The organism is Streptomyces jeddahensis, from assembly GCF_001642995.1.
GTDB classification, from domain to species: Bacteria; Actinomycetota; Actinomycetes; order Streptomycetales; family Streptomycetaceae; genus Streptomyces; species Streptomyces jeddahensis.
Genome location: NZ_LOHS01000085.1, coordinates 14,991 through 30,693, shown reverse-complemented (window position 1 = coordinate 30,693; position 15,703 = coordinate 14,991). Strand labels below are relative to the sequence as shown.

General features: G+C 72.5%; 14 protein-coding genes and 1 riboswitch. Of the genes, 9 read left to right on the top strand and 5 right to left on the bottom strand.

Features of this window, described 5'->3' with window-relative positions; translation table 11 throughout:
- Positions 1 to 65 precede the first annotated feature (65 nt).
- Both STSP_RS18480 and STSP_RS18475 read left to right on the top strand, forming a co-directional pair.
- On the top strand, positions 66 to 1,076 hold the full coding sequence (locus tag STSP_RS18480; RefSeq protein WP_067279111.1) for an LLM class F420-dependent oxidoreductase: 1,011 nt from the start codon (positions 66 to 68) through the stop codon (positions 1,074 to 1,076).
- A 63-nt stretch (positions 1,077 to 1,139) separates the two neighbouring features.
- On the top strand, positions 1,140 to 1,433 hold the full coding sequence (locus STSP_RS18475; RefSeq protein ID WP_067279107.1) for a hypothetical protein: 294 nt from the start codon (positions 1,140 to 1,142) through the stop codon (positions 1,431 to 1,433).
- Positions 1,434 to 1,510: 77 nt separating this feature from the next.
- Here the strand turns inward: STSP_RS18475 and STSP_RS18470 are convergent, their stop codons facing one another.
- The 3 genes from STSP_RS18470 to STSP_RS18460 are packed head-to-tail and all read right to left on the bottom strand — an operon-like array spanning position 1,511 to position 4,862.
- Entirely contained in the window at positions 1,511 to 2,584 is a 1,074-nt protein-coding gene (locus STSP_RS18470) for a prenyltransferase/squalene oxidase repeat-containing protein (protein WP_067279105.1), read from the bottom strand.
- Positions 2,581 to 3,351, bottom strand: coding sequence for a class I SAM-dependent methyltransferase (locus STSP_RS18465; protein ID WP_067279103.1), 771 nt, complete (start codon positions 3,349 to 3,351; stop codon positions 2,581 to 2,583). Before STSP_RS18465 ends, STSP_RS18470 begins: the two co-directional genes overlap by 4 nt.
- Positions 3,345 to 4,862, bottom strand: a complete 1,518-nt coding sequence (locus tag STSP_RS18460) for a glycosyltransferase family 4 protein (RefSeq protein WP_067279100.1) — start codon at positions 4,860 to 4,862, stop codon at positions 3,345 to 3,347. Before STSP_RS18460 ends, STSP_RS18465 begins: the two co-directional genes overlap by 7 nt.
- Positions 4,863 to 5,104: 242 nt before the next feature.
- On the opposite strand from STSP_RS18460, the gene STSP_RS18455 reads away from it, so the two are divergent.
- On the top strand, positions 5,105 to 5,719 hold the full coding sequence (locus STSP_RS18455; protein ID WP_067279097.1) for a TetR family transcriptional regulator: 615 nt from the start codon (positions 5,105 to 5,107) through the stop codon (positions 5,717 to 5,719).
- Positions 5,720 to 5,835: 116 nt separating this feature from the next.
- On the opposite strand, the gene STSP_RS18450 is transcribed toward STSP_RS18455, so the two are convergent.
- Together STSP_RS18450 and STSP_RS18445 are read right to left on the bottom strand one after the other, a co-directional pair.
- Positions 5,836 to 6,069, bottom strand: coding sequence for a ferredoxin (locus STSP_RS18450; protein WP_067279094.1), 234 nt, complete (start codon positions 6,067 to 6,069; stop codon positions 5,836 to 5,838).
- On the bottom strand, positions 6,069 to 7,571 hold the full coding sequence (locus tag STSP_RS18445; protein WP_067279091.1) for an aldehyde dehydrogenase: 1,503 nt from the start codon (positions 7,569 to 7,571) through the stop codon (positions 6,069 to 6,071). The genes STSP_RS18450 and STSP_RS18445 overlap by 1 nt, the downstream gene beginning before the upstream one ends.
- Before the next feature lie 303 nt (positions 7,572 to 7,874).
- Between STSP_RS18445 and STSP_RS18440 the strand changes: the two genes are divergently transcribed.
- From STSP_RS18440 to STSP_RS18415, 6 genes are all read left to right on the top strand, one after another.
- Positions 7,875 to 8,912, top strand: coding sequence for an MBL fold metallo-hydrolase (locus tag STSP_RS18440; protein WP_067279088.1), 1,038 nt, complete (start codon positions 7,875 to 7,877; stop codon positions 8,910 to 8,912).
- An 83-nt stretch (positions 8,913 to 8,995) separates the two neighbouring features.
- Positions 8,996 to 9,076, top strand: a riboswitch (cobalamin riboswitch).
- A gap of 184 nt (positions 9,077 to 9,260) precedes the next feature.
- Positions 9,261 to 10,499 (top strand): prenyltransferase/squalene oxidase repeat-containing protein, encoded by a 1,239-nt coding sequence (locus tag STSP_RS18435; protein WP_067279085.1) that lies wholly within the window; start codon positions 9,261 to 9,263, stop codon positions 10,497 to 10,499.
- Complete coding sequence (locus STSP_RS18430) at positions 10,496 to 11,260, top strand: SCO2322 family protein (RefSeq protein WP_408646323.1); 765 nt, start codon at positions 10,496 to 10,498, stop codon at positions 11,258 to 11,260. Before STSP_RS18435 ends, STSP_RS18430 begins: the two co-directional genes overlap by 4 nt.
- 18 nt (positions 11,261 to 11,278) lie before the next feature.
- Complete coding sequence (locus tag STSP_RS18425) at positions 11,279 to 12,595, top strand: energy-coupling factor transporter transmembrane component T (protein WP_078067293.1); 1,317 nt, start codon at positions 11,279 to 11,281, stop codon at positions 12,593 to 12,595.
- Positions 12,592 to 14,418, top strand: a complete 1,827-nt coding sequence (locus STSP_RS18420; protein ID WP_067279083.1) for an ABC transporter ATP-binding protein — start codon at positions 12,592 to 12,594, stop codon at positions 14,416 to 14,418. Before STSP_RS18425 ends, STSP_RS18420 begins: the two co-directional genes overlap by 4 nt.
- Positions 14,415 to 15,260 carry an ECF transporter S component gene (locus STSP_RS18415; protein ID WP_067279081.1) on the top strand — a complete coding sequence of 282 codons (846 nt, stop codon included), beginning with the start codon at positions 14,415 to 14,417 and terminating at the stop codon, positions 15,258 to 15,260. Before STSP_RS18420 ends, STSP_RS18415 begins: the two co-directional genes overlap by 4 nt.
- The last annotated feature ends 443 nt before the right edge of the window (positions 15,261 to 15,703 follow it).

Here is a 15,703-nt window from a genome sequence, read left to right as displayed (position 1 = left end):
GGCCGACGGCACTATCTGACGTACCGTCAGTCAGGCGATGAGACCGCGACCGGAAGGGGCCCGGCATGCGCCTCGGACTCGCACTCGGCTACTGGGGCCGCGGCCCGGACCCCCGCCACCTCGAGCTCGCCCGCGAGGCGGAACGGCTCGGCTACGACTCCGTGTGGACCGCCGAGTCCTGGGGTTCCGACGTCTTCACGCCGCTGACCTGGATCGCGGCCCACACGTCACGTATCCGGCTTGGCACCGCCGTCGCGCAGATGGCCGCCCGCTCCCCCACCACCACGGCGATGCACGCGCTCACGCTCGACCATCTCTCGGGCGGCCGGATGATGCTGGGCCTCGGCCTGTCCGGGCCGCAGGTCGTCGAAGGCTGGTACGGGCGTCCGTTCCCGAAGTCGCCGCTGACCGCGACCCGCGAGTACGTGGACGTGATCCGCCAGGTGCTCCGCCGCGAGGCGCCCGTCGAACTCGACGGACGGTTCCACGCCCACCCGTACCGCGGCGGCGACGGCACCGGGATCGGCAAGCCGCTGAAGCCGATCACCCACCCCCTGCGCGCCGACCTGCCGATCCTGCTCGGCGCCGAGGGCCCGAAGAACATCGCGCAGACGACGCAGATCGCGGACGGCTGGCTGCCGCTGTACTGGTCGCCGATGCGGACGGACGCGTACGAGGCGTCGCTGACCGGCCTGCGCGAGGGCTTCCTCGTCGCTCCGATGGCCCGCGCGAAGGTCTGCGACGACGTCTCCGAGGGCCTGCTGCCCGTCAAGGCGATGCTCGGCTTCTACATCGGCGGCATGGGCCACGCCTCGCGCAACTTCCACGCCGACCTGATGGCCCGTATGGGATACGCGGAGGAGGCACGGCGTATCCAGGAGCTCTTCCTCGCGGGGCGGCGCGAGGAGGCCGTGCTCGCCGTGCCCGACGCGTTCGCGGACGAGATCTCCCTGGTCGGACCGCGTGAACGCATCGCGGAGCGGCTGGAGTTGTGGCGCAAGGGGCCGGTCACGGACCTGCTCGTGCTCGCACCGGACCCGCACACGCTACGGGTGCTGGCGGAGCTGAACGCATAGCCTGACGAGCAGCAGGTCCGGCGCACGGGGTTTCGCGACCCCACAAGCGGCAATCCCAGAGGTATGTCGCCTCGATATCCGAACGGCACCAAGCAGGCGGGTACGGTCATCGCGACCGTCGCCGACATCGCGGCCGTCATCCTCGGCCTGTGGATCCTGATGTACCTGCTGGACGCGAACCGCGCGAACGACCTCGTGCAGTTCGTCCATGAGGCCGCCCGCTGGCTGGCGGGCTGGTCCCACGACCTGTTCACGTTCGACGCGGAGTGGGCGCGCGTCGTCGCGGGCTACGGCCTGGCGGCGGTCGTGTACCTCGTCGCCGGGCACGGGATCGCCAACCGGCTACACCGAGACTGACGACAGCGGGCCGCTGCGTACAGCACTCGCTGCGTGCAGCGGCCGCTCTGCGCTGCGGCCGCTATGCGCTGTGGCCGCTATGCGCAGCAGTCCGGGTCCAGGCCCGTCGGCAGGCGCTCCCCGCCGAACACCGCGCAGGTCGCCTCGTCGCCGCCGAGGGCCGCGACGGCGAGCAGCACGGAACCGGCCGTCCAGGTCGTCAGCTCCTCGGGCCAGATCACCCCGTCGTCGAAGACGTAGCCCGTCCAGTACAGGCCCGACTCCGGGTCGCGCAGGTGCTGGATGGACTGCAGGATCTCCAGGGCCCGGTCGGACTCGCCCGTCGCCCAGAGCGCCAGGGCGAGTTCGGCCGATTCGCCGCCGGTCACCCAGGGGTTGGGGACGACGCAGCGTACGCCGAGTCCGGGGACGACGAAGCGCTCCCAGCCCTCCTCGATACGGGACTTGGCCTCGGCGCCGGTGAGGGCTCCGCCGAGGACCGGGTAGTACCAGTCCATCGAGTAGCGGTCCTTGTCGAGGAACCGCTCGGGGTGGCGGCGTATCGCATGGCGGAGCGCCCCGACCGCGAGCTCCCAGTCCGGCTGCGGCTCCTCGCGCTGCTCGGCGATGGCGAGCGCGCAGCGCAGCGCGTGGTGGACGGAGGAGCAGCCCGTGAGCAACGCGTCCGTGACGGGCGTGCCGTCCGCCTCCCGCTTCCAGCCGATCTGGCCGCCGGGCTGCTGCAGCTCCAGCACGAACTCGACGGCTGCGCGGACCGTGGGCCACATGCGGTCCAGGAAGGTGTCGTCGCCGGTGGCGAGGTAGTGGTGCCAGACGCCCACGGCGATGTACGCGCAGAAGTTGGTCTCGCTGCCGCGGTCGGTGACGGCGTCCGGGTCGCCGTCGGCGTAGGCGGCGTACCAGGAGCCGTCCGGGTTCTGGTGCCGCGCCAGCCACTCGTACGCGCGGGCGGCCGCCTCGTGCTCACCGGCCGCGTCCAGGGCCATCGCCGCCTCGGTGTGGTCCCACGGGTCGAGATGGTGCCCGCGGAACCACGGGATGGCACCGTCCTCGCGCTGGACCGCGAGGAGGGCCCGGACGGTGGCGGCGGCCTGCCGGGCGGTGAGGACGCCGGGCAGGACGAGGTGTTCGGTCCTCTCGGGGCTCGTCACGCCTGGGCCGCCCCGGCCGCCACGCGGGTGTCCTCGGCCGCCGCGGCCTCCGGGAGGTGCGGCTTGGTGGCGTACGCGACGAAGCTCTTGCCGACGACCGGGTTCAGCAGCTGCTCCGCGACCCGCGTGACCAGCGGCTTCTTCATGATGTCCCAGACCAGCAGCTTGTGGTACGCGCGCACGGGCAGCGCCTTGTCGTTGTCGACCCCGAACGCGCACTTCAGCCACCAGTACGGCGAGTGCAGGGCATGGGCGTGGTGGGTGCCGTAGGGCTTGAGACCGGCCTCGCGCATCTTGGCGAGCAGCTCGTCCGCCTTGTAGATGCGGATGTGGCCGCCCTCGACCTCGTGGTACGCGTCGCTGAGGGCCCAGCACACCTTCTCGGGACCGTACCGGGGCACGGTGACGGCGATACGGCCGCCCGGCTTCAGCACCCGCACCATCTCGGCGAGCACGCCCTTGTCGTCGGGGATGTGCTCCATGACCTCGGAGATGATCACGACGTCGAAGGACTCGTCGGGGAAGGGCAGCGCGAGGGCGTCGCCCTCCATGGCGGTGGCCGTGGCGCCCGCCGGGGCCTCGCCCGCCTCCTTCATCGCCGCGAACCACTTGGCGACCTCGCGGATCTCCTCACCGTTCTGGTCGAGCGCCACGACCTGCGCGCCGCGCCGGTAGCACTCGAAGGCATGCCGTCCGGCACCGCATCCGAGGTCCAGCACGCGGTCGCCCGGGGCGAGCGGGAACCGGGAGAAGTCGACGGTCAGCACGTGGCCCTGCTTTCGCGGTCGGGGGTGGGGGTGGGGGCGGCGTCTGTGGAGGCGGTGCTTGTGGGGTCGCTGTCCACGAGGGCCGCGGAGCGGCTGAGGCTGGTGGGCGCGGAGCGCCTGGTATCCCGGCCTGCGGAGCGGCCGAGGCCCCAGGGCGCGGAGCGCCCCGTGGCCGGGGCGGCCGCGGAGCGGCCGGCGCGGGCGATCGCCTCGCGGTACCGCTCCGCGGTACCGCGAGCAGCCTGCGCCCACGTGAACTTCCGCAGCACCCGCTCCCGCCCGGCGGAGCCCAGCCGTACCCGGAGCTCGGGGTCGCCCAGGAGCCGGCTGAGCCCAGCGGCCAGCGCCCCGGCGTCGCCGGGCGGCACCGCGAGGCACGTCTCGCCGTCGGCCCCGGCGACCTCCGGGATGGCTCCGCCCGTCGTCGCGACGAGGGGCGTCCCCGTCGCCATGGCCTCCGCGGCGGGCAGCGAGAACCCCTCGTACAGGGAGGGGACGCAGGCGACCTGGGCGGACCGCACCAGGTCGACGAGCTCGGCGTCCGTGATGCCCTTGACGAACTCGACGGCGCCTTCGAGCCCGTACCGCTCGATGGCCTGGGCCACCGGCCCGTCCTCGGCGCGCTTGCCGACGACGACGAGGTGCGCGGCGGGGTTCTCGGTCCGCAGCTTCGCCAGTGCCTCGATCAGGTAGACGAGCCCCTTGAGCGGTACGTCCGCGCTGGAGGTCGTCACGATCCGCCCCGGCACCTCGGCCACGGAAGGGTCGGGCGAGAACAAGTCGGTGTCGGCCCCGATGTGCACGACGTGGATACGGTCCTCGCGCACTCCGAGGTGGTCGACGATCTCCTGACGCGACGTACCGGAGACGGTGAGCACCGACGGCAGGCGCCGCGCGACGCGCTTCTGCATGCGCGTGAAGGCGTACCAGCGGCGGACGGAGGCGCGGCGCTTCCAGTCCTCCGCCGCGTCGAGTTCGAGCTGCCGGTCGACGGTGATGGGGTGGTGGATGGTGGTGACGAGCGGGGCACCGAGCGCCGATACGCCGCCCAACAGGCCGTATCCGAGGGTCTGGTTGTCGTGGACGACGTCGAACTCGCCGCGTCGCGCGCGCAGGTGGCGCCGGGCGCGCAGCGAGAAGGTCAGCGGCTCCGGGAAGCCGCCGGTCCACATCGTGCCGACCTCGAGGGCGTCGATCCAGTCGCGGTACTCGTCGCGCTTGGGCGTACGGAAGGGGTCGGGCTGCCGGTACAGGTCGAGGCTGGGCAGCTCGGTGAGTGTGAGTCCCTCGAGCCCCTCGCCCTCGTCGAGCACGGGGTAGGGCTGGGCGCCGATCACCTCGACCTGGTGGCCGAGCCGTACGAGTTCGCGCGAGAGGTGCCGTACGTAGACGCCCTGGCCTCCGCAGAACGGATTCCCTTTGTAGGTGAGAAGTGCGATGCGCAGCGGCCGGTCACTGGCGAAATCGGCGGAGCCCGCACGAGAGCCTGCCCCCATGGCCTCAGCGGTCACTCCGGACCCCCTTCTCACGACACTTTCACGCGAGACTACGCGTGGGCGGTAATCTAGAACAAGTTTCAGACTTGATCGCTCAAGGACCACTGAATCTACCGGCAGGTAGCGGCGCTGTGAGCGGCGGATCAGGTGATTCGCACCACGGCCTGCACGCGCTGTGCGCGCGCCCTGCCATGCTGTGTCATCGCTTTTCCGTGTTCTTCCTCGCTCTTGCAGCTGAACGTCATGGAACGGGACCTATGCCTGCGGAAGTCAAGATCGCGCACTCGGCGACCCCTCCGCTCACCGAACGTCAGGAGGCGCGCCGCCGCCGGATCCTGCACGCCAGTGCGCAACTGGCCAGCAGGGGCGGTTTCGACGCGGTGCAGATGCGCGAGGTGGCCGAGTCCTCGCAGGTCGCGCTGGGCACGCTCTACCGGTACTTCCCGTCGAAGATCCATCTGCTGGTCGCCACCATGCAGGACCAGCTGCAGCACATGCACACGACGCTGCGCAAGCGCCCGCCGTCCGGCGAGTCGCCCGCCGAGCGGGTCGCCGAGACCCTGATGCGCGCCTTCCGCGCGCTCCAGCGCGAGCCGCACCTCGCGGACGCCATGGTGCGCGCCCTGACGTTCGCCGACCGCAGCGTCAGCCCCGAGGTCGACCAGGTCTCGCGTCAGACGACGGCGATCATCCTCGACGCCATGGGCATCGACGACCCGACCCCCGACCAGCTCTCGGCGGTCCGGGTCATCGGCCACACCTGGCACTCGGCGCTCATCACCTGGCTCTCCGGCCGCGCCTCGATCGCCCAGGTCAAGATCGACATTGAGACGGTGTGCCGACTGATCGACATCACCGCGCCACAGAAGTGACCGCGGCTACTCGTCAGCTGCTCTTCGGGCGCGTCAGCTACTCCTCCGGCCTCAGCTACCCCTCCGGCCTCGCTACTCCTCTGGCCTCAGCTGCTCCTGCGGCCCTCCGGCCTCGGCTACTGCTCGGGCGGGAAGACCGGTTCCCCGGACCCGTTGAGCGTGATCGTGATCGCCTCCACCGGGCAGCCCTCCGCGGCGGCGAGCACCTGCTCGTTCGCGTCCGTGTCCGGGTCGACGGCGTGTGACTGGCGGGCGGAGTCGAGGCGGAAGCGGTCCGGGGCGTGGTTGGTGCACATCGCGGCGCCGATGCAGAGGGAACGGTCGACCTCCACGTGCCAGCGATCGCCCATCAGGCTTCCGCCCCCTCGTCCGCAGCGGCAGTGGCGGCGGTGGCAGGCGACTCGTACCCGGCGGGCAGGTGGATCATCTTGTGCTCCAGGTACTCGCCGTACCCCTCGGGCCCGAACTCGCGCCCGAGCCCGGAATTCTTGTAGCCGCCGAAGGGGCCCAGCATGTCGAGGCTGAAGGTGTTGACGGAGTAGGTGCCGGTGCGGACCCGGCGGGCGACGTCGATGCCGTGGGCCACGTCCGCCGTCCAGACGCTGCCGCTCAGGCCGTAGTCGGAGTCGTTGGCGATCTTCACGGCCTCGGTCTCGTCGCCGTACGGGAGCAGGCAGACGACCGGGCCGAAGATCTCCTCGCGGGCGATCCGCATGGAGTTGTCGACGTCGCCGAAGAGTGTGGGCTCGACGTACCAGCCGCGCTCCATGCCTGCCGGACGCCCGCCCCCCGTAAGGACCTTGGCGCCCTCCTCCTGCCCGATGCGGATGTAGTCGAGGTTGCGCTGCTGCTGGCGCCGGGCGACGAGCGGGCCGACCTGGGTGGCCGGGTCGAGCGGGTCGCCGACCACGAGGGCGCTCGCCGCGGCGGCGAAGGCGTCGGCGAACTCGTCGTAGCCGGAGCGGGGTACGAGGATGCGGGTCTGGGCGACGCAGGCCTGGCCGTTGTTCATCCAGGCGGCCGGGACGATGCCCTGCACGGTCGTGTCGAGGTCGGCGTCCGGCAGGACCACGGCCGCCGACTTGCCGCCAAGCTCCAGCGTCACGCGCGTGAGGTTGCGGGAGGCCACCTCCATGACGCGTTTGCCCCCGGCGACGGACCCCGTGAAGGACACCTTGTCGATGCCGGGGTGGCCGACCAGGTACTCGCTCACCTCGCGGTCCGCCGGGAGGATCGACAGCACGCCGTCCGGCAGCCCGGCCTCCTTGACGATGTCGGCGAGGATGTACGCGTCGAGGGGGGACTCGGGCGACGGCTTGAGGACGGCGGTGCAGCCGGCGAGCAGCGCGGGCGCCAGCTTGGCGGCGGCCGTGAACTGCGGGACGTTCCACGGCACCACGGCCGCCACGACGCCCACGGGCTCGCGCCGCACGAGGATCTTCCCGAGGACGCCGTCCCGCTCCTCCTCGTACGTGAAGGAGCGCGCGACCGTGATCGCGGCGTCCCACACCATCATCGCGCCGAGCGCCTGCGCGAGGACGCCCCAGGAGTACGGGGCGCCGTTCTCGGAGGAGATGACGCGGGCGATCTCCTCGTGGCGCACCGCGATGGCGTCCTTGATCCGGCCGACGACATCGATCCGCTCGTCGAGCGTCATCCGCGGCCAGGGCCCCTCGTCGAAGGCCGTGCGCGCGGCGGCGACCGCGCGGTCGACATCGGCGGGCGCGGCGTGCGGCACGCGGCCGATGACCTCCTCGGTGTGCGGCGAGATCACCTCGATGACGTCCTTGCCGAGGGGGTCGGTCAACTCCCCGCCGATGAACAGCTGTCCGTGTTCCACGAGCTCGGTCATGGCCGACTGCCTCCTGGGGCTGGGCGACGATCCTGTGGCGATCACGTCTGGCGATCACGTCTGGCGATCACGTCTGGCGATCACGTCTCCTGACGCAGTTTCAGAACTGATACCAGTTCTAGTGGGAGGAGTCCATGGAGTCCACAGGCATCCAGCGAATGCTGGCGGAGCCGCACCAGAGCCGAATCACGGCGCCCAATGCAACAGGTTCTACTAGAGTGAGAGCGAGGGCGGACAAGCGAGGGCGACAACACGACAACGCTGCCCGGCCGACGAGTATCTGACGATGCGTAAGGGGATCCGATGACAAGGGTGACCGACCACGGCGCCGGCGTGCAGTCCATCCAGGTCCCCATCCCGGACAACCCACTCGGCCACACCCTGGTGTACCTCCTCGACACCGACCGTGGACCGGTGCTGATCGACACCGGCTGGGACGACCCTGCCTCCTGGGACACCCTCGCCGACGGCCTGACGGCATGCGGCACCTCGGCCGCGGAGATCCACGGGGTCGTCATCACCCACCACCACCCCGACCACCACGGCCTCTCGGCCCGGGTCCGCGAGGCGTCCGGCGCCTGGATCGCCATGCACGCGGCGGACGCCTCCGTCGTACGCCGCACGCAGGAGAACCCTCCCGAGCGCTGGTACGCGTACATGGCCGACCGGCTCACCGCGGTCGGCGCGCCCGAGGAGCACGTGGCCCCGCTGCTGGCCGCGCTCACGTCGGGCAAGGCCCGCCCCCTGCCGGGCTTCGACGCGGCCGTACCCGACCACGACATCGTCCCCGGCGAACTCCTCGACCTGCCCGGCCGCCGCCTCCGCGCGATCTGGACACCGGGCCACACCCCCGGCCACGTCTGCCTGCACCTGGAGGAGAACCACCCGGCGGGCCTCCCCGGCCGCGGCCGCCTCTTCTCCGGCGACCACCTGCTCCCGGAGATCACCCCGCACATCGGCCTGTACGAGGACCCCGACGACGCGACCGTCACCGACCCGCTGGGCGACTACCTCGACTCGCTGGAGCGGGTCGGCCGCCTGGGCGCGGCGGAGATCCTCCCCGCCCACCAGCACGCCTTCACGGACGCCGCGTCCCGCGTACGCGAGCTGCTGACCCACCACGAGGCCCGCCTCACCGATCTCCTCACCCACCTCGCCCACCCCCTCACCCCCTGGCAGCTCGCCGAACGCATGGAGTGGAACCGCCCCTGGAACCAGATCCCCTACGGCTCCCGCACCATCGCGGTATCGGAGGCGGAGGCCCACCTGCGCCGCCTGGTGAAGCTGGGGCGGGCGGAGGCGGTGGCGGGGAGCGATCCGGTGGCGTATGTGGCGGTGTGACCTCCGCTGCGCGCTCGCGCGGAGGGGTCTCGGGACGAGCACGTACCGACCGGTAAAGTGACCGGGTCATCCACGCTGTGCAGGGGGAAGCCGGTGCGAATCCGGCGCTGATCCCGCAGCCGTGAGCCGCCCCGTGCATCTGGGAGCGGTGAGCCGGAATGCCCTGAGCGGACGTGCATGGCTCCTGTCGCCGGCAGCAGCCGGTGACCGGCACCGTCGAGGCATACGGAGCCGGAGCCGCCCGGTGCCTGCGTGTGCCCGTGCTGCCCGGCTCCCCGCAGGGAGAGCCGAAGGGGCTGTTGCGCCCCGGAGGCGAACCGAGCAACACGAGAGAGGCACCCGCCGATCATGAACGTTCGCCGCAGCGCCGCGGTACTGGCAGCCGTCGCCGCGATCGGCGCGGCCGCGGCTCCGGCCGCCCTCGCGGACGAGGCGTCCCCGTCGCCGTCCGTCGCGCTTCCCTCCGGGCTCTACGGCACGTCCGACCCTACGTACGACGGTGTGTGGCGGCAGTCCCTCGCGCTGCTCGCGCAGGACACCGTGGGTGTGAAGCCCGCCACGAAGGCCGTCGACTGGCTCGTCGGGCAGCAGTGCGCGAACGGGGCGTTCGCCGCGTACCGCGCCGACACCGGCAAGGCGTGCGACGCCAAGCTCATGGTCGACACCAACAGCACGGCCGCCGCCGTCCAGGCCCTGGCCGCGCTCGGCGGGCACGGCGCCGAGACCGGCAAGGCCGTCGCCTGGCTGAAGTCCGTGCAGAACGAGGACGGCGGCTGGGGGTACGCGGCGGGCGGGGCCAGCGACGCGAACTCGACGTCCGTCGTCGTCGGGGCGCTTGTGGCGGCGGGTGAGAAGCCCGCCGAGGTCGTGAAGGTCGGCAAGTCGCCGTACGACGCGCTGCTGAAGCTGTCCCTGCCGTGCGACGGCGACGGCGCGGGTGCCTTCGCCTACCAGCCGGACAAGAAGGGCAAGCTGGCCGCCAACGCGGACGCGACCGCCGCGGGTGTGATCGGAGCGCTGGGCAAGGGCCTCGTGGCCAAGCCCGGCGGGGAGGCGGGGGCCAGTAAGAAGGCTGAGAGCTGCACCGACTCCGGCACGCTCACCCCCGAGCAGGCCGCCGCCAACGGCGCCTCCTACCTCGCCCACGCCGTCGAGAAGGACGGCTACCTGAAGTCCGCGCTCGCCGGAGCCGCGGACCAGCCCGACTACGGCAACACGGCGGACGCGGTCGTCGCACTCGCCGCACAGGGCGGCGCCGAGCAGGCCCAGAAGCCCCTGAAGTGGCTGGAGCGGAACTCCGCGGACTGGGCGAAGCAGAACGGCCCCGCCGCCTACGCCCAGCTGATCTTCGCCGCCCACGCCACGGGTACCGCCGCGGACGACTTCGGCGGCGGGGACTTGGTCTCCCTGCTCAACGAGACGGGTCCTGCCCCGCAGCACACGCCCCAGCAGAAGGGCGCCAAGGACGTCTCCACGCAGGTCAACTCCGGGTATGGCGTCTACTGGATCGTCGGCGTCGGCCTCGTCGCCGGTATCGGCATCGGCTTCCTGCTCAGCGGCCGCAACAAGAACCAGCAGCAGCTGTGACACCGCAGTACCCGATACGGCAGTACCCGATACGGCGGCGCCTCCCCCTCCGCGGCCTCGGCGTCCTCGGTCTGCTGCTCGCCGTGCTCGGCGGCCTGCTCGGCACGGCCGGGCCCGCGCAGGCCGTCGGTTACCGCTACTGGTCGTTCTGGGAGCGGGACGGCGGCGGATGGACGTACGCCACACAGGGGCCGTCGTTCCTGCGCCCGGAGGACGGGACTGTGCAGGGCTTCCGGTTCGCGGTGAGCGAGGACTCGCAGGACTCCACGAAGCCGCGCGGGGACGCCGGGTTCGCGGCGATCTGCGCCGGCACCCCGGCGAAGGACGGCACCAAGCGGGTCGCGCTCGTCCTCGACTTCGGCACGTCCGATGACGCGCCCGACGGCGAGACGCCGCCGAAGCCGCGTACCGCCTGCGCGCGCGTCGCCGAGGACGCGACCACCGCCGACGCGCTCGCCGCCGTCGCGGGGCCGCTGCGGTACGACGGCAACGCGCTGCTGTGCGCCATCGCGGGCTATCCGCAGACGGGGTGCGGCGAGCAGGTGTCGTCCGGCTCATCCGGCTCATCCCGCTCGTCCGGCTCGTCCGGTTCCGGTGAGCGTCCCGCCACCTCGCCGGCAGCGGATCCCACGTCCACGTCCGCCTCGGGCGGTGCCGAGGGGGACGACAGCGGGCCGTCGCTGGGGCTCGCTGCCGGCCTCGCAGCCGTCGCCCTGCTCGGCGCCGCCGCCGTCTGGCAGGCGCGCCGCCGCCGCGGCTGAACCGGGGGCTCGACGACGATGACCACCGGCGAGCGCACGCCACGCGAAGGACCCCACCCGCGGCTCGCGGCACAGCGCCCGGATCCGCCAAGTCCGGCGTCAGCCGCGCCCCGCCGTAGGCTCGCCCCCCAGGCGAACCGCAGCAACGCCCTGCATCCCGGTGCCTGGTGGATCTGGGCGCTCGGGCTCGGGACCGCCGCGTCGCGGACCTCGAACCCGTTGCTGCTCGCGCTCCTCATCGGGGTCGCCGGGTACGTCGTCGCGGCACGGCGGACGGAGGCGCCCTGGGCGCGCTCCTACGGTGCCTTCGTCAAGCTCGGGCTGGCGGTGATCGGCATCCGGCTGGTGTTCGCGGTGTTCCTGGGATCGCCGATTCCCGGCACGCACACCGTCGTCAGCCTGCCCGAGATCCCGCTGCCCGACTGGGCGCAGGGCGTGCGCGTCGGCGGCCGGGTGACCGCCGAGGCCCTGGTCTTCGCGCTGTACGACGGGTTGAAGCTGGCAACGCTGCTGATCTGCGTGGGCGCGGCCAACGCCCTCGCCAATCCGGCACGGCTGCTCAAGTCACTGCCCGGTGCCCTGTACGAGGCGGGTGTCGCCGTCGTCGTCGCGCTGACGTTCGCGCCGCATCTCATCGCGGACGTGCAGCGGTTGCGGGCCGCGCGGCGGCTGCGCGGGCGGCCGGACACCGGCCTTCGGGGGCTGCTGCAGGTCGGACTGCCGGTCCTGGAGGGTGCGCTGGAGCGCTCGGTGGCACTGGCTGCGGCGATGGACGCGCGCGGGTACGGGCGGACCGCCCGGGTCCCGGACGCCGTCCGGCGCACCACCGCCGTGCTCACCCTAGGCGGGCTCGTCGGGGTGTGCGCCGGAACGTATGGGCTGCTCACCGCGGAGGGCACGGCCTACGGCCTGCCCGTGCTGCTCGCCGGGCTCGTGGCCGCGCTGGCCGGACTGCGGCTGGGCGGCCGCCGGTCCGTGCGCACCCGGTACCGGCCGGACGTGTGGGGCCCCCGGTCCTGGCTGGTCGCCGCCTCGGGGATGGCGGTCGCGGCGGCGCTGATCGTCTCCGCCTCGTACGACCCCGCGGCCCTCCGCCCCGGCGTCGTACCGCTGTCCGCGCCCACGCTGCCGCTGCTGCCCGCGGCGGCGGTGCTGCTGCTGGGGCTGCTTCCGGCGCTCGTGGCACCCGCCCCTCCGCCGCGCACCTCAGGCACCGCCATGCCCGAGGCCACGGCCAAGGCCAGGCCCACGTCCACTGCCAGGCCCACGGCCAAGGCCCCTTCGGAACCCTCCGCCGCACCCCGCCGGTCCGACCTCTCCAAGGAACCCTCATGATCCGTTTCGAGGATGTCTCCGTGACGTACGAAGGCGCCTGCGCCACCACGGTGCGCGGGGTCGACCTCACCGTTCCCGAGGGCGAATTGGTGCTCGTCGTCGGCCCGTCCGGGGTCGGGAAGTCGACGCTGCTGGGGACGGTCAGCGGCCTTGTGCCGCACTTCACGGGCGGCACGCTGCGCGGCCGCGTCACCGTGGCCGACCGGGACACCCGTACCCACAAGCCGCGCGAACTCGCCGACGTCGTCGGCACCGTCGGGCAGGACCCGCTCTCCCACTTCGTGACGGACACGGTCGAGGACGAACTCGCATACGGCATGGAGTCGCTGGGGCTGCCGCCGGACGTGATGCGGCGACGCGTCGAGGAGACGCTCGATCTGCTCGGGCTCGCCGATCTGCGCGACCGGCCCATCGCCACGCTGTCCGGCGGGCAGCAGCAGCGCGTGGCCATCGGCTCCGTCCTCACCCCGCATCCGCGGGTGCTGGTCCTCGACGAGCCGACGTCCGCCCTCGACCCCGCGGCGGCGGAGGAGGTCCTCTCCGTGCTCCAGCGGCTCGTCCACGATCTCGGCACGACCGTGCTCATGGCCGAGCACCGGCTGGAGCGGGTCGTGCAGTACGCGGACCAGGTCCTGCTGCTCCCCGAACCGGGCGTGGCGCCCGTGCTCGGTGCGCCCGCCGAGATGATGGCCGTCTCACCGGTGTACCCGCCGGTGGTGGACCTCGGGAGGCTCGCCGGCTGGTCGCCCCTGCCGCTCACGGTGCGGGACGCCCGGCGGCGTGCCGGGGCGCTGCGGGAACGGCTGGCGGGGCTCGGGCCGGAGCCGTCCCCCGACCGTACGGACGGGGGCCGCTCCCGCCGCACGGAAGGGAGCCACCCCCGCCCCGCATTGCCGTCCCTCGACCGTACGGATGGGGACCGCCCCCGCCCCGCGTCGCCGTCCCGGCCGGGTCCGGAGCCGCGACGGCCCGGTCCGGAGCCGCGCCGGGCTCGCCCACGGCTCGCACCCTGGCGGCGCCGGCACGGCAAGCACGACGCGCCTGCGGTGCCCGCGGTGCCGTACGAGAACGAGCCCGTCGCCATCGTCGAGGGGCTGGGCGTGCGGCGCGGCAGGGTCGAGGCGTTGCGCCACGTGGACTTCTCCACCGTCCCCGGGGAGACGGTCGCGCTGATGGGCCGTAACGGCGCGGGGAAGTCCACCCTTCTGTCCACGCTGGTCGGCCTGGTCGCCCCCACGTCGGGCTCGGTGCGGGTCGGCGGCCTCGTGCCGCACCGCGCGGGGCCGCGTGAGCTGGTCCGGCGCGTGGGCCTCGTACCGCAGGAGCCGCGTGATCTGCTGTACGCCGACACCGTGGCCGCCGAGTGCGCGGCCGCCGACGGCGACGCGGGCGCGGCGCCGGGTACGTGCCGCGCGCTGGTGTCCGACCTGCTGCCCGGCATCGCGGACGACACGCATCCACGGGACCTCTCGGAAGGGCAGCGGCTCGCACTCGCCCTCGCCCTGGTGCTCACGGCCCGGCCGCCGCTGCTGCTCCTCGACGAGCCGACCCGCGGTCTCGACTACGCGGCGAAGGCCCGCCTGGTGTCCGTCCTGCGCGGTCTCGCGGCCCAGGGTCACGCCACCGTGCTGGCCACGCACGACGTGGAACTCGCGGCCGAGCTCGCCGACCGGGTCGTCATCCTGGCCGACGGGGAGATCGTGGCGAACGGCCCGACCGCCGACGTCGTCGTGTCGTCGCCGTCCTTCGCGCCCCAGGTCACCAAGGTGCTGTCTCCGCAGCGATGGCTGACGGTATCTCAGGTTCGGGAGGTGCTGGCATGACGGGTCCGGCGCGCGGCGTCCGGGCCGTCCGCCTGGGACCCCGCTCGGTGGGTGCGCTCGCGCTCGTCAGCGCCGTGGGGATCGCCGCCTTCGGGTGGCCCCTGTTCGCCGAGGCCGGCTCGGGGCTCAGCGCGCATGCGCAGGACGCGCCCTGGCTGTTCGCGGCGCTGCTCGTGCTGCTCGTGGGGGTCGTCGCGGCGACCGTCTCGGAGTCGGGGCTCGGTCCCAAGGCGGTGGCCATGCTGGGCGTACTCGCCGCCACCGGCGCGGCGCTGCGGCCCATCGGCGCGGGGACCGCGGGGATCGAGCCGATGTTCTTCCTCATGGTGCTCAGCGGCCGTGTGCTCGGACCCGGATTCGGGTTCGTGCTGGGCGCCGTGACGATGTTCGCCTCGGCCCTGCTGACCGGTGGCGTCGGCCCGTGGATGCCGTTCCAGATGCTGTCGATGGGCTGGTTCACGATGGGCGCCGCTCTGCTGCCGGGTCCGGACCGCGTGCGCGGGCGCGGCGAGCTGCTGATGCTCGCCGCGTACGGGTTCGTGGCGTCCTTCGGGTACGGCACGATCATGAATCTGGCGGGCTGGCCCTTCATGGACTCGCTGACGTCGAGCGTCGCGTTCGACCCGGACGGCACGCTCGCCGGGAATCTGGCGCGCTTCCTCGCGTACTGCCTGGCCACCTCACTCGGATGGGACCTCGGCCGGGCCGCGGTGACCGTGGTGCTCACCCTGACGCTCGGCCCCGCCGTGCTCAGGGCGCTACGCCGCGCCACGCGCCGGGCGGCCTTCGAGGCGACGCTCACGTTCGAGACGCCGGTCACATCCCCGGGGGCAGAGCGGTAGCCCCACCCGCTTCCACGTGAGAACTGCGTCACATACGACCTGGGCCATCTGTCACATTTCGCCGGATTCGCCGCATACGGAGCGTGCTAGTCAGCATGCGAACCGTGACAAAAAGGGTCCCGAAGAAGTGAGGCACCACACGTGCCCTAGGTCACTTACTAAGTGAGCCCGTAGATCAGATTCGTGACAGGAGCACATCATTTCCCCCGTCTGACCTGCGGATTGAGACCCGGGTCACAGAAGGGACTTTCTTCCTGAATGCGGCTTCCACTAGTAAAAGGGGTACTTGCGGCGTTTTGCCCGCCCTGATTCTCTGGATGTGTCGCACGGCGCCGACGTGCCCTCACGGGTCGCGGCGCCGACGCATTCCCCCGCCCTCCGCACGGCTCCCGTGTACGGCTGTGCTGCGTGCGACGCCCTGCCCCCGACCAAGAGGTTCCCCC

Bases quoted from the DNA above. Each gene is read 5' to 3' on its own strand.
- STSP_RS18480 (WP_067279111.1), top strand. From the start codon at position 66: ATGCGCCTCGGACTCGCACTCGGCTACTGGGGCCGCGGCCCGGACCCC.
- STSP_RS18475 (WP_067279107.1), top strand. From the start codon at position 1,140: ATGTCGCCTCGATATCCGAACGGCACCAAGCAGGCGGGTACGGTCATC.
- STSP_RS18455 (WP_067279097.1), top strand. From the start codon at position 5,105: ATGCCTGCGGAAGTCAAGATCGCGCACTCGGCGACCCCTCCGCTCACC.
- STSP_RS18450 (WP_067279094.1), bottom strand. From the start codon at position 6,069: ATGGGCGATCGCTGGCACGTGGAGGTCGACCGTTCCCTCTGCATCGGC.
- STSP_RS18445 (WP_067279091.1), bottom strand. From the start codon at position 7,571: ATGACCGAGCTCGTGGAACACGGACAGCTGTTCATCGGCGGGGAGTTG.
- STSP_RS18440 (WP_067279088.1), top strand. From the start codon at position 7,875: ATGACAAGGGTGACCGACCACGGCGCCGGCGTGCAGTCCATCCAGGTC.
- STSP_RS18435 (WP_067279085.1), top strand. From the start codon at position 9,261: ATGAACGTTCGCCGCAGCGCCGCGGTACTGGCAGCCGTCGCCGCGATC.
- STSP_RS18425 (WP_078067293.1), top strand. From the start codon at position 11,279: ATGACCACCGGCGAGCGCACGCCACGCGAAGGACCCCACCCGCGGCTC.
- STSP_RS18420 (WP_067279083.1), top strand. From the start codon at position 12,592: ATGATCCGTTTCGAGGATGTCTCCGTGACGTACGAAGGCGCCTGCGCC.
- STSP_RS18415 (WP_067279081.1), top strand. From the start codon at position 14,415: ATGACGGGTCCGGCGCGCGGCGTCCGGGCCGTCCGCCTGGGACCCCGC.